Here is a 13,197-nt window from a genome sequence, read left to right as displayed (position 1 = left end):
TTATGAGCAGAGCGATAGAATACCGGGATATAAAGAAAATATATGGAGACAGGGCGATCATTGAAGGATTCAGCATTGGGATCGAACAGGGAGAGTTTGTCACGATCATAGGTTCTTCGGGGTGCGGCAAGACGACGATACTTAAGATGGTCAACGGACTTGTGGAACCGAGCGGCGGAACAGTCATTGTGAACGGCAGGGACATCCGGAACGAGAATATGATCGAACTGCGCAGAAATATCGGTTACGCGATCCAGGGAAGTGTCCTGTTCCCCCACATGACAGTGGAGCAGAATATTTCCTATGTGCCGAATCTGCTGAATAAAAAGAACAAAAAGAAGACAAAGGATGCAGTGAGCAAGTGGATGGGAATCGTCGGCCTGGAGGAAGAACTTAGGGGGCGGTACCCGCAGGAACTGTCCGGGGGACAGCAGCAGCGGGTCGGCATCGCCAGGGCGCTTGCGGCGTCTCCTGATATTCTGCTGATGGATGAGCCGTTCGGAGCAGTGGACGAGATAACGAGGGGTCAGCTGCAGACAGAGCTTAAGCGGATCCATCAGAAGACCGGGATCACCATACTTTTTGTGACACATGATATATCGGAAGCATTGAACCTCGGCACAAAAGTTCTTGTGATGGACCAGGGAAAGATACAGCAGTACGGTACGCCCGAAGAACTGCTTTACAGCCCGGAGACAGAGTTTGTCGGCAGGCTTGTGGAGAAAGAGCGGCCGGGCCGGTGACATTAGAAAGAGCTTTCTATTTCACGGCTTACCGTGTATAATGGACATATATTATTAGACGGATACTGACCGGGATAAGGAGATGAGCCTATGTCTGCCGACAATCTGGCTGAATTACTCGATGCGCTGACTGATATGAGCGTTTATGTTATTGAAGAAGAGACACACAGGCTGCTGTATTTTAATAAGCGCTGCAGAGAGACCGGGCGGGGAAGGGCTTCGCTCGGCGCCAAATGCCATGATGTATGGCCCGAGGTGTGCGGCTGCTGCCCCCTGCAGGGGCTGGGAGAAAGAACGTCCAACCATATCGTATGCCCGGATCCGCTTCTTCATACGACTGTTGATGTGACCGCAACCCGGATCAACTGGGATGGAAACATTCGGGCCGTTGTGGTGACGGCAGCCCCGCACAGAATGAACCGGGAGGAAGAACAGGGATTCAGGGAAATTGAACATATGTACGCACAGAGCCTTGTGACTGTATTTGACGAATGCATCATCGCCAATCTGACGGCGGATCATTACGTTAACTGCCAGAGAGATATGCTTTGGTCAGACATACCGGAACAGGGCTGTTTTGGAGTGGAAAACCGCAGTTATGCCGAGAAGACGGTGCACCCGGATGACCTGGAAACGTTTAACGCACACTTTTCCAGGGAGGCGATGCTTCATGCGTTTGAGCATGGAAGGAAGAGGATCACGAAGCGTCTGCGGCGTCTGTCTCCTGACGGCAGCTACCGTATGGCGGAATTTGCTGCGGCGAGAATCGGCCGTGAGGAGGACTGCTGGTGCGTGCTTGTCTTTCACGATGTCCATGAAGAATTTCTGATGGAGCAGCAGCTCAACGTGGAGATCAGCCAGCTTGCGACAGCGGCAAAAGCGGCGTACCAGATGCTCATCGCCGTCAATCTGACGCAGAATACCTATCACATGCTTGAATATGAGCGGTCTCAGGTTAAGAGGCCGGAGGATACAGGCTGTTTTGACGATCTGATCAAATTTGAACTGGACACGGTTCATCCTGACTACCGCAGTGAATTTATAGGAAAGTTCAGGCGCAGTGCACTCATAGATACGTATCTTGGCGGTGAGCGCATCGTGTCCATGGAAGTGCCTCATCTCGGGGCGGACGGAGTATATCACTGGAACTTCACACAGGTGGTCAGAGTGGAAAGTCCCCATACGGATGATCTGATCGAGATCACGCTTTCCAGAAATATCGATGAGGAACGGCGGATACAGGAAGAGACAATTGAAAAAGAGCGGAGAACAAAGCAGATATTGGAGGAGGCGCTTGAAAAGGCGGAGCGGACCGGCCAGGCCAAGAGTGATTTCCTCTCCAGGATGAGCCACGACATACGCACGCCGATGAATGCCATTATCGGAATGACAGAACTGGCCCTGATGAATACAGGCAATGAGGAGAAGATCAAGGAGTATCTGAAGACGATCGCCGGTTCCGGTGAGCGGCTGCTGTCGCTTGTCAACGAGGTGCTGGATGTGAGCAAGATCGAGAGCGGTACGTTTGAGCTGGCGGAAAAAGAGGCTGACCTCTGTGAACTGGTGGATGAAGTGGCAGAAATGTTCCGAGTGACGACAGAAAAGATGCATCAGACCTTTGTGGTCCATGTTGAAAAAGAGATACATGCAAGGGTGCTTGCAGACGCGGGCAGAATCAACCAGATACTTGTAAATGTACTGGCCAATGCATCCAAATATACGGAAGAGGGAGGGATGCTTTCTCTCTCCCTTCGGGAACTCAAAAAAGAGGAGAACCAGGTCGGCACGTACCAGTTTACGGTCGAAGATAACGGCATCGGTATGAAACCGGAATATGTAGAACATATATTTGAGCCTTTCAGCCGTGCGGATGACAGCCGGATAAGCAAAATCGCAGGCACAGGCCTTGGGATGACGATCGTCAGGAATCTGGTCTCTATGATGGACGGAGATATCCAGGTGGAGAGCGAGTACGGAAAAGGCTCAAAATTCATTATAACTCTGTATCTTACGAAGTGTGATGCGTCCGCGCTGACGAAACCGGCAGAAACGCACTGTGACAGCGAGATGTTTGCCGGACTTCGTGTGCTGCTCGTGGAGGACAATGAGCTGAACAGACAGATCGCCGGGGAGATGCTGAAGCTGCTCGGAGCACAGGTGGAATGCGCGGAAAACGGAGAACAGGCAGTGAACGCGGTATGTTCCCATCCGGCGCTCTATTATGACGTTGTCCTGATGGATGTGCGGATGCCGGTCATGAACGGGTATGAGGCCGCGAAAAAGATACGTGCTTGCGGAATGGAGCGGATCGAAGAGCTGCCGATCATCGCGCTGACTGCCGATGCATTTGCAGAGGATGTCAGAAAGGCGAGTCTGGCAGGCATGAACGGACATCTGTCAAAACCTGTGTCGATGGAGCAGCTGAAAAAAATACTATCCAACTGTACCGCGTGGAGACTCAGGAATGACAAAGCGTCCGGAATCGGCATGAAAACGGAAAAAAGGAAATAAATGCGGGGGATAACAGTGTGATACAAGAAGGAGACAGAACATTCGGCGGACATATAGAAGAGGCAAAAAAGCTGGCCAGCGCCCTTATGCATATGCATTACTGCGAAAATGATACAGAGGGCGTCACGGCCTGTTTCGCTCCTCAGATTTCCTGGCTTGGGGCGGGGGAAGAGGAATACGTTTCAGGGCGGGAGGCATGTGTGGAGCGGTTCTTAAATTACAAAGGCGCCATCCCCAAATGTAACATATCAGAAGAAGAATATGACGTCGTCTGTCCGGCAGACGGGGTCTATATAGTGACGGGGCGTATGTGGATCGAGACAGACCCGAGCGCCGGAATGTACCTGAGAGTGCACCAGCGGGTGACATACGTGTTTCAGGAGACAGAGGACGGACTGAAATGTGCGCATATCCACTGCTCAAACCCATACCAGGAGATGGTCGGCGGAGAGAAATTTCCGGATAAAATAGGAAAACAGTCCTATGAATATATTCAGGAGCAGCTTTCAAGTCTTGAGGAGGAAGTTAAACAGAGGAACCGGCAGCTGGAGGTGATCATGTCCTCCATTGCAGGGGGGCTTAAGATCAGCAATGACGACGATACATATTCCTTTGCCTTTGTCAGCAGAGAGGCGGCAGCTCTTTTCGGATACACGGTAGAAGAGTTCATGGAAGCGACCGGAGGCTCTGCGGTGGGAAACGTCTATCCTCCCGACCTGCCGAAGGCGCTTGCAGACTGTGCCGAGGCGTTTAAGGACGGCGGTCTCGTTTATTCGACCAAATACAGGGTACGCTGTAAAGACGGAAGCCTTAAATGGGTCATCGACAGCGGGAAAAAAGCCAGGGATGCGGACGGGAACTGGATGGTGAACAGTCTTTATCTGGATATTACACGGTCCGAGGAGGATGCGCAGCGCCTGAGAGAGCAGACCGGCCTTCTCACAAGTATTTACGAGACCGTTCCGTGCGGGATCATACGTTTTGTCAGGCACCGGGACAATAGTTTCAGTCTCATATCGCTGAACAGGGCGGTGATAGAGATCATGGGGTACGCCGACATGGAAACCGGGTGCAGAGACTGGCATGACGGCGTGATGGGCGCGGTCCTTAAAGAAGACCGGAAAGTTCTGTATGATATATACAGTATGCTCCAGGATGTGGGAGACCGCAGGGACTGCGAATACCGCGTGCGGCGTATGGACGGCTCCATCCGCTGGATGGACGGAACGAGTATGATCGTAGGGGTGACGCCTGACGGGGACGATATCCTGCAGCGGACAGTGGTAGATGCCACAGAGCGGAAAATACTGCAGCAGAGGCTTGACCGGGAGCATGAGATGTACCGGGTGGCGATGGAGGTCAGTTCAGCAGTGATGTTTGAATATCTGATGGACGAAGACAGGTTCATCAGTTATGAGCCGAGGACCGGACAGGGGGTCATCCGGAACGAGATCAGAGATTACTCGAAGGAGCTGCTGAAACATGAGATCGTACATCCGGACGATGTAGCTACGGTGATCGACAATATATGCAACGGACGTTCGGAAGTATTTGAGGTGCGCTGTTCTACGCCTGGGGGCCGTCCGGGTGAGTTTGTCTGGCACCGGGTGAACAGCAGGCTGATGACGGAGGAAGGCAGACCGGACCGGGTGGTGGGCGCTCTTAATAATATACACAAGATGAAATCGAAGCTGTCGGAGAGCAGTGAGCGTCTCCGCATGAATCAGTCCGCACTGCAGGCGATCAATGATGTATATGTCAGTATATTCTACGTGGATCTGCAGAAGGACAGCTACTATGCCGTACGTCTTCCGGAGGCCGGCAGGGGGAATACAATGGCGCGCACCGGCTGTTATTCCGAAGAGTTGTACGGCTATATCCTGCAGGATGTGGTTGACGCCGACAGAGGTAAAGTTGCCGATATATGTGAAAGAGACAGCATTCTCCGGGAACTTGCACAGCGAAATGGCCATCTGGAGGTAGAATTCAGGAACAGGACATCTTCGTACTGGATACGGATGGAAGTCCATCTGACGGCGGCGGGGGGCGGCAGCGGGAAGACTGCCATATTCGCGTTCCGCAATATCAGCGCGGAGAAGCAAAGAGATCTGGAATATTATGAGGAAGAGAAAAAAGCGAAGTGCGCGCTGGAAGAGGCATATGCGTCTGTGAACAGGGCGAATCAGGCAAAATCGGACTTTCTGTCAAGGATGAGCCATGATATCCGCACACCCATGAATGCGATCATGGGAATGGCGGAGATCGCCCGCAACAGTACGGGGGATGAAAAACGTATTGCGGACTGCCTGTCCAAGATCGATCTCTCCGGCAGACATCTTCTCGGACTGATCAATGAAGTGCTCGACATGTCCAAGATAGAGTCCGGGAATATGAGTCTAAGTGAGGATGTGATCGTGCTGGACAGCTTTCTCAGGGAAGTGTCGGAGATAGTCAGACCGGACGTTGAACAGAAAAGCCAGCATTACACGGTGACGAGGAAAGAAGGAAAGCACAGCGCAGTGTATGGTGATACAGTAAGACTGAAACAAATATTGATCAATCTCCTCTCAAATGCAGTGAAGTATACGCAGGAGGGCGGTCATATATCGGTCAGTCTGGAGGAGAAACTGTCAGGTGAAAGAGGAGTGGGCTGTTTTGAATTTGTCGTGGAGGACGACGGGATCGGTATGTCAAAAGAGTTTATCGACAAACTGTTCCTGCCTTTTGAGCGCGCGGAAGACTCTCGCGTCAGTCAGATTCAGGGAACAGGGCTTGGCATGGCGATCACCCTGAACCTTGTCCAGATGATGAACGGAACGATACAGGTGGACAGCAGGCTCGATGAAGGCACGAAGTTTACGGTCACCGTATACTTAAAGTTCGTACAGGCAAAAGGCGTTCCGGAGAGCGGGAAAAAGGAAGACAGGAGCCGTCCGGTACGTGAGTTTGCGCCGGGGATGCGTGTTCTTCTTGCGGAAGACAATATGCTGAACCGGGAGATCGTGGTGGATCTGCTTTCTATGAACGGTATTGCGGCGGATTGTGCCGTCAACGGAAAAGAGGCGGTGGATACGTTCATTGCCAGGCCTCCGGGTACATATGCTCTTATCCTGATGGACATACAGATGCCGGTCATGGACGGGTACAGCGCCGCAAGAGCAATAAGAAGCCTCTCCGCTGCGGGGGGAAGACCGGATGCCGCGGACATACCGATCATCGCACTTACGGCCAATGCTTTTGTGGATGATGCTTACCGGGCGAAGCAGGCCGGGATGAATGAGCATGTGACGAAGCCGCTGGAGATCGGGCGGCTGCTGGATATCATGCATCAGCTGACGGATCCGCCGGATTGGATATGACAATGCTGCCGCTGTGATAATAAATATCACAGCGGCAGCTCTACGTTCCGCAGGTTGAACAATATGGCCCGGCGGCGTATGATAAACCTATCAGAAAAAGAAAGAGGTAATATCATGAGTTATGTCACAGGAAGTATAATAAAGGAATTAAGGGAAAGAAAAGGATATACGCAGAGACAGCTGGCAGAATCTGTATGTGTCAGCGATAAGACCGTATCAAAGTGGGAGACGGGAAAGGGGCTCCCGGATGTGGGCATCATAACAGAGCTTGCCTCTGCGCTCGGCGTCTCTCTGGCAGAACTTTTGAACGGAGAATATGCTGAGAACAGGAATCGTTCGGGAAACATGAAAAAAATATCATTCTACGTATGTCCGCTCTGCGGAAATGTGATACAGGCCATGGGAAACGGCTCTTACAGCTGCTGCGGAATTCTCCTGCCGGCGATGGAGCCAGAAGAGGAATGTGCGGGGCATGAGATACAGGTGCGGGATATGGACGGGGAATTCTATGTCTGCATGGAACACGAGATGGACAAAACACATTATCTTTCATTTCTTGTCTATGCCACCTCGAGTCACGTGCAGTTTGTCAAGCTGTATCCGGAGCAGAGCGCGGAGGCCAGATTCACGAAGCGGGGACATGGATTCATCTATGCCTGCTGCAACAGGCACGGACTGTACAGAAAGAACGTGTGAGCAGGGATAACAGAAGCCCGTGAAAGAGGAAATTTCTTCCGTCACGGGCCTGGATCTCAGTCTCTGTCTTCGGTCGTCTCCCTGCGTATCAGGACGGGCGTGATCATCTTGTGGACCGGTTCCCTTAAAGGGGCAGGTCTTCTTTTTTTTCGCTCGTCCATCTGTGTCACAAGAAGGCTTACTGCCTCGAAGGCGATCTTGTCGATCTGCTGTCCGACTGTACTGATCGGTATGACCGCCTCTTTTGAGACGGGCGATCCGTCATAACCGATGATAAGAAAGTCATCGGGGAGTGTTCCGTACTTTCGGACGATAAGGTTGAGCAGGATATTGGCGTGGGTGTCATTGGAGATGAAGATCCCCTTTTTAAGTCCGGAATACTCCTGTTCCAGTTCAGAAAGAATGCTGCGAAGATGCATGCTTGCAGATTCGTGGGTACGTTCCATTTCATGTATGATGATACGATGGTTTAAGTGATTGTCTTCACAGAAATCTTTAAATCCGCGGATACGGTCGTAGGCGGGAATATCCTCGGATGTGGGGGTGTTGATATGTATAAGAACATCACAGTTATGGCGCGCAAGGAGGCTCGTAGCCTGTATGGCCCCCATATAGTTGTCTGTGTTCACACTGTTAACGTGCCTGTCTTCCCTCTCGATCGTAACGATGGGGATCTGCAGGGACGCCAGCTCTATGGAAGGAATGGTGTGGCTTAAGATGATCATGCCCTCTATCTTATAAGCGAGCAGTTCCTGGATATACCGGCGTTCTGTCTCCTCATTTTCGTTTCCCACAAAGACCAGGAATTTGTAGCCAAAGGTTTCGTAAGTGGACAATATCTGATTCAGTATCTCCGAATAGTAATGCAGAAACAGATTGGGGACGATGATGCCGATAAATTCCGTTTTACCGCTTGCGAGTATGCGGGCTACTTTATTTTCTTTATAATTGAGTTTCTCCAGTGCGTCTGAAATGATCGCCTGGTTTTCCACGGTCAGGGAATTGGGATCATTGAAGTATCTGGAGATCGTTGTTTTGGAAAAGTTGGTGTACTTCGCGATATCGGCGAAGGTTACGTTCTTGCTCTGTGCCATAATATCCCTCGATTTTAAGTATTTATTCTTCATACAGTATAACAGAGTTTAAACAGTAAGGCAACAAGTAATCAGTTAAGTAACCGGTTTTGTAATATATACACAAGGGAGAGCTGGAAAATTAAGTAAATATAACGAAATTAAAGGATTGAATTGACGTTTTGGAAAGCTGGTGGTATGATTAAATCATAAAGTAACCGGTTACTTTACCGGTTACAGTGTTTAACTGAGGCAGGCAGATAACACAGGACAGAATATATTCTTGTCATCTGCGGGATTAATTTTGGAGGAATAGTTTTATGAGAAGGAGATTAGTTAAAAAAGCAGTGTCGCTCAGCGTGGCAGCCGCACTGGCGGCGCTTACGCTGACGGGCTGCAGGTTTGGTTTTGCCAGTGACCCGGACGACCCGAACGAGACGGAAAAGGAAGAGCCGATCGACACATCTGTGGATTCTTTCCAGTACGATGCATCGCTGAACGGAACAAATATCACCCTTTTAAATTCTAAAGGGGAGATACAGGTTGCGCTGGAGAAGATGGCGGATGCATTCGAGGAAAAGTCAGGAGTCCATGTAGAAGTCATGCCTGTCACAGAGGGGGATTCTCCCTACACGAAGGTCGTAAGCCTGTACAACTCAGGAACTCCGCCGACGCTGTCCATTCTGGATACGACAGACGTCATTGCATTGGCAGAAGAGAAAGCGGCCGATCTGTCCGGAGAAAAGTGGACCGAAGAGGCGGCAGATTATCTGACAGAGGTAAATGGAAAGGTATACAGTTTTCCGCTCTGTATTGAGGGCAGAGGCATCATTTATAATAAGAAAGTGATCGACGACGCCCTGGGAGAGACATTTGATCCGGATTCGGTCAGATCTCTGAAAGAGTTTACAAAGCTGCTTGACAGGCTGGTGGATGCAGGGGTTGAAAGACCTGTCTCCATGGCCAAGGAAGACTGGTCGCTCGGGGCGCATCAGCTGCAGTACATATATGAAACATATGACGGGACTTCGGAAGGCGCAGAAAAAGCGATAGAGGACATCAAAGATGGAAAGCTCGATCTGGAAAGCTATGACCGTATGGGCCAGTTCCTCGATATGTTCGACGTGCTGAAAAAGTACAATGTGGCAAAGGGAGACCCGCTGGGGGCGGATTATGACGAGATGGCGATCGATCTGGTGGACGGCAAGACGGCCTTCTGGTTCAACGGCAACTGGGCATGGCCGAACCTTGCGGACGCAGGCGCCGGCAATGAGGACGATTATGGTTTCCTTCCCTACTTTATGAACAATGACAGTGATGATTTTGTAAACGGAAAGATACAGGCATCCCCGTCAAAGCAGGTGATGCTGGATGGACAGCTGGCCACGCAGAAACAGCAGGCGGCGGCCAGAGAGTTCCTCAACTGGATCGTGTATAGTGAGATCGGGCAGCAGATGCTTGTAAAGACATGTAATGTGATTCCTCCGTTCCGGAATAATCCGTATGAACCGTCGGATCCTCTGAGCCGGGACATATATGAGAAAGTCCATTCACAGGAGACGTTCAATGCGTCGGCCATTGTGCCCAATGACCACTGGGCAGTGCTCGGGGCGGCCATGCAGAAGTATCTGGCAGACAGAAGCGGCAGGGATGAACTGACGGAAGCTGTTCAGAAATACTGGGAAGACCAGGAATAGGAAAGAAGGGTGGATTATGAGAGCGAAAGGAAAAGGAAAAGATTTCTGTATGTTTGCACTGCCAGGTATGTTCTGCTTTTTTGCAGTAGTCATAATACCGTTTGTCTACGGTATATATCTGACGCTGACGGACTGGAACGGTGTGGCTGAAATTAAGAACTTTGTAGGGTTTAAGAATTTTCAGGGAGTTGTAAAGGATGAGCAGTTCTGGACGTCACTGCTGCTGACATTTAAATATGTCATACTCGTTGTAGTGCTCGTCAATGTGATCGCATTTCTTCTGGCGTACCTGCTGACGAGAGGGATCAAAGGGCAGAACTTCTTCCGGGCGGGATTTTTTACGCCAAACCTGATCGGAGGTATCGTGCTTGGGTACATCTGGCAGTTTGTATTTTCCAGAGTGTTTGTCAATATAGGGGAGTCCACGAACTGGGAACTGTTCGGGGTATCGTGGCTGTCAGATCCTACGAAGGCGTTTATTGCTCTTGTGGTAGTGTCCGTGTGGCAGCTCTCAGGTTATATGATACTCATATATGTGGCCGGTTTTATGGGACTGAGCGAGGATGTGATGGAGGCGGCCAGTATCGACGGCGCAACCGGTTGGAAGAAGATGAAGAGTATTGTGATGCCGCTTATGATGTCGTCTATAACCATCTGCCTGTTTCTGACATTGTCCCGGGCGTTTATGGTATATGATGTCAATCTTTCACTGACTGCCGGCGCGCCGTACGGAACGACAGAGATGGCGGCCATGCACGTATATGAGAAGGCGTTCACGTCCAGACAGTTTGGCGTAGGGCAGGCGGAAGCGTTGATCCTCTTTGTGATCGTTGCCTGCATCAGCGGTCTGCAGGTATATCTGACAAAGAAGAAGGAGGTTGAGGCATAATGAATAAAAGTTCAATAGGCGGAACGAAAAAGAGAACGGCCAACATACTGGCAATGGCGATCCTCGTGATCGTATTTATCGCATATATGTTTCCGTTTCTCATGGTTGTGATCAATTCTTTGAAAGAAAAGAGAGATATCATCAAGAGTCCGTTTTCGTGGCTCTTTACGATAAAAGGCCTGTCATTTGACAACTTTGAGAAGGCATTTACACAGATGGATTTCCTCAATGCATTCAAGAACTCCTTGATCGTTACCGTATCGGCAACACTTCTTGTAACACTGTTTGCGGCTATGCTGGCGTATTATATCGTGCGTCATAACAACGCAGTGTCAAAGATCACGTTCGCCCTCATGGTGGCATCCATGATCATACCGTTCCAGGCCATCATGATCCCGCTCGTCAGCATCTATGGCGGCGCTTTGAACATGCTGAATCACAGGCTGACTTTGATATTCATGCATACAGGGTTTTCCATGGCCATGTCCGTGTTCATGTTCCACGGCTTTATAAAAGGCAGCATTCCGATCGCTTTGGAAGAAGCGGCCTACATAGACGGCTGTACACGGTCACAGACATTTTTTAAGATCGTATTTCCGCTGCTGAAGCCGATCATATCCACTATGATCATATTGAATTCACTGGCCTTCTGGAATGACTTCCTGCTGCCTTCGCTTGTGCTTTCAGACAAGAAGCTTCTGACACTGCCATTGTCGACCTACAGCTTTTATGGGACATATTCCGCAGACTACGGGACGATAATGGCCGGGCTGCTGCTCTGTGTGATACCGATCGTGATTCTGTATGTTTTACTGCAGAAGCAGATCATCGGCGGTGTCGTTGCAGGCGCGGTAAAATAAAAAGGGGACAGGTATATTATGATAAGAGACGTATTACATTTGAAAGCACCGGGGAACTGGCTCAACGACCCCAATGGATTTATCTACTATAAAGGAAAATACCACGTCTTCTTTCAGCAGTTTCCATATGCTCCGGTGTGGGGAACGATGCACTGGGGGCATGCCGTAAGCGAGGACCTGATACACTGGGAACACCGGAAAACAGCGGTGTTCCCGACAAAGGACTATGACCGTGACGGTGTCTTTTCCGGAAGCGGCATTGAGAAGGACGGAAAGCTGTATCTGTATTACTCCGCAGTCAGATATGAGGCGGAGGAGGAAGAGAACATACATCTGGCAAAAGACGGGCGGTTTGTGACGAGCCAGGCCATGCTCATCTCAGACGACGGAGAACAGTTTGACAATTTTGCGGGGAAAAAACAGATCATCCCCGTGAGCCGCGACAGCAGAACAGCAGATGCGAGAAACACGCGAGACCCGAAGGTGTGGCGGGGTAAAGAACAATTTTATATGATTCTCGGAAGCACGCTCAATGACAGGACCGGACGTGTACTTTTCTATAAGAGCAAAGATGCGCAGAAATGGGAATATGCCGGACAGTACCAAAACGATGCATATGGAACGGTGATAGAGTGCCCGGACCTGTTTGAGACAGGCGGAGCCTGGGTATTTGCAGGATGTCCCATGGGTATTATGAATGACGGCCTTGCCTATACGGATCAGGCCGTATGCGCGCTGGCTGATTTCCGCGAGGAGGACTGCCGCCTGAAGCTGCCTGAAACATATCAGTTCATAGATTACGGGCTGGACCTTTATGCGCCTCAGACGAATGTGGACGCAGAGGGGCGGCGCGTCATGATCGCATGGATGAGAATGCCGGAACCGGTTGTCTCCGGGGAGGACGAACGGGGTGAATGGATTGGAATGATGTGCCTCCCCAGAGTGGTGGAAGTGTCGGACGGCCACATTTATTTCCGGGTGCATCCGCAGGTGAAGCAGCACTTTACGAGCGTGGTCTCTCCGGGGGATGAGGCTGACTTTAAAGAGCCGTTTTATGTGAGGGCCGTACTGGAGGAAGGAAGAGGGCTCGATATCGGCGGCTACCGGATATGGGCAGAAGACGGATGTATCAGGACGGACAGAAGCCGGGTATTCCGGGGGCTTGAGGGTTACCGTACCACATGCTGCACACCTCCTCTGAAAGGGGGATGTAAGCTGGATGTCTTTGTGGAACCGAATCTCATCGAAGTGTTTGTAAACGACGGCGAGTATGTCATAAGCAATATTGTGTATGGACTGGACGGAACGATGATAAAAGAGATGTAAAACGGGGATGCCGGCAGGCTTATAGCGGGCCGCGGACAATGCA

9 protein-coding genes are annotated in these 13,197 nt (G+C 50.6%); 8 read left to right on the top strand and 1 reads right to left on the bottom strand.

The annotated features are described in order from the left end of the window. The first annotated feature begins 2 nt into the window (after positions 1–2). The 4 genes from LAJLEIBI_RS11245 (at position 3) to LAJLEIBI_RS11230 (ending at position 7,309) form a co-directional block, all read left to right on the top strand. Positions 3–743, top strand: coding sequence for an ATP-binding cassette domain-containing protein (locus LAJLEIBI_RS11245; RefSeq protein WP_006442172.1), 741 nt, complete (start codon positions 3–5; stop codon positions 741–743). Between the two features lie 90 nt (positions 744–833). Next, positions 834–3,254 (top strand): ATP-binding protein, encoded by a 2,421-nt coding sequence (locus LAJLEIBI_RS11240; protein WP_006442171.1) that lies wholly within the window; start codon positions 834–836, stop codon positions 3,252–3,254. Between the two features lie 17 nt (positions 3,255–3,271). Next, positions 3,272–6,613: a PAS domain-containing protein gene (locus tag LAJLEIBI_RS11235; RefSeq protein WP_006442170.1), complete on the top strand. Its 3,342-nt coding sequence runs from the start codon at positions 3,272–3,274 to the stop codon at positions 6,611–6,613. Between the two features lie 114 nt (positions 6,614–6,727). Further along, positions 6,728–7,309 carry a helix-turn-helix domain-containing protein gene (locus LAJLEIBI_RS11230; RefSeq protein WP_040434736.1) on the top strand — a complete coding sequence of 194 codons (582 nt, stop codon included), beginning with the start codon at positions 6,728–6,730 and terminating at the stop codon, positions 7,307–7,309. A gap of 56 nt (positions 7,310–7,365) precedes the next feature. Here LAJLEIBI_RS11230 and LAJLEIBI_RS11225 read toward each other — a convergent pair whose 3' ends face one another. Then, the gene (locus LAJLEIBI_RS11225) at positions 7,366–8,403 is read right to left on the bottom strand and encodes a LacI family DNA-binding transcriptional regulator (protein ID WP_040434735.1); all 1,038 of its coding nucleotides are present in this window, start codon (positions 8,401–8,403) and stop codon (positions 7,366–7,368) included. A gap of 299 nt (positions 8,404–8,702) precedes the next feature. Here LAJLEIBI_RS11225 and LAJLEIBI_RS11220 point away from each other — a divergent pair, with 299 nt between their 5' ends. The 4 genes from LAJLEIBI_RS11220 to LAJLEIBI_RS11205 are packed head-to-tail and all read left to right on the top strand — an operon-like array spanning position 8,703 to position 13,154. Then, complete coding sequence (locus tag LAJLEIBI_RS11220; protein ID WP_006442167.1) at positions 8,703–10,079, top strand: ABC transporter substrate-binding protein; 1,377 nt, start codon at positions 8,703–8,705, stop codon at positions 10,077–10,079. A 16-nt stretch (positions 10,080–10,095) separates the two neighbouring features. Then, positions 10,096–10,968: a carbohydrate ABC transporter permease gene (locus LAJLEIBI_RS11215; protein WP_006442166.1), complete on the top strand. Its 873-nt coding sequence runs from the start codon at positions 10,096–10,098 to the stop codon at positions 10,966–10,968. Then, positions 10,968–11,828: a carbohydrate ABC transporter permease gene (locus tag LAJLEIBI_RS11210; RefSeq protein ID WP_006442165.1), complete on the top strand. Its 861-nt coding sequence runs from the start codon at positions 10,968–10,970 to the stop codon at positions 11,826–11,828. Before LAJLEIBI_RS11215 ends, LAJLEIBI_RS11210 begins: the two co-directional genes overlap by 1 nt. 18 nt (positions 11,829–11,846) lie before the next feature. Then, positions 11,847–13,154 (top strand): glycoside hydrolase family 32 protein, encoded by a 1,308-nt coding sequence (locus tag LAJLEIBI_RS11205; RefSeq protein ID WP_006442164.1) that lies wholly within the window; start codon positions 11,847–11,849, stop codon positions 13,152–13,154. The last annotated feature ends 43 nt before the right edge of the window (positions 13,155–13,197 follow it).

This window comes from [Clostridium] hylemonae DSM 15053, assembly GCF_008281175.1.
Lineage (GTDB): Bacteria > Bacillota > Clostridia > Lachnospirales > Lachnospiraceae > Extibacter > Extibacter hylemonae.
This window is presented reverse-complemented; position numbering and strand designations above follow the sequence as displayed.

Excerpts from the sequence above, each read along its gene's own strand:
- LAJLEIBI_RS11245 (WP_006442172.1), top strand. The coding sequence starts at position 3 with ATGAGCAGAGCGATAGAATACCGGGATATAAAGAAAATATATGGAGAC.
- LAJLEIBI_RS11240 (WP_006442171.1), top strand. The coding sequence starts at position 834 with ATGTCTGCCGACAATCTGGCTGAATTACTCGATGCGCTGACTGATATG.
- LAJLEIBI_RS11230 (WP_040434736.1), top strand. The coding sequence starts at position 6,728 with ATGAGTTATGTCACAGGAAGTATAATAAAGGAATTAAGGGAAAGAAAA.
- LAJLEIBI_RS11225 (WP_040434735.1), bottom strand. The coding sequence starts at position 8,403 with ATGGCACAGAGCAAGAACGTAACCTTCGCCGATATCGCGAAGTACACC.
- LAJLEIBI_RS11220 (WP_006442167.1), top strand. The coding sequence starts at position 8,703 with ATGAGAAGGAGATTAGTTAAAAAAGCAGTGTCGCTCAGCGTGGCAGCC.
- LAJLEIBI_RS11215 (WP_006442166.1), top strand. The coding sequence starts at position 10,096 with ATGAGAGCGAAAGGAAAAGGAAAAGATTTCTGTATGTTTGCACTGCCA.
- LAJLEIBI_RS11210 (WP_006442165.1), top strand. The coding sequence starts at position 10,968 with ATGAATAAAAGTTCAATAGGCGGAACGAAAAAGAGAACGGCCAACATA.
- LAJLEIBI_RS11205 (WP_006442164.1), top strand. The coding sequence starts at position 11,847 with ATGATAAGAGACGTATTACATTTGAAAGCACCGGGGAACTGGCTCAAC.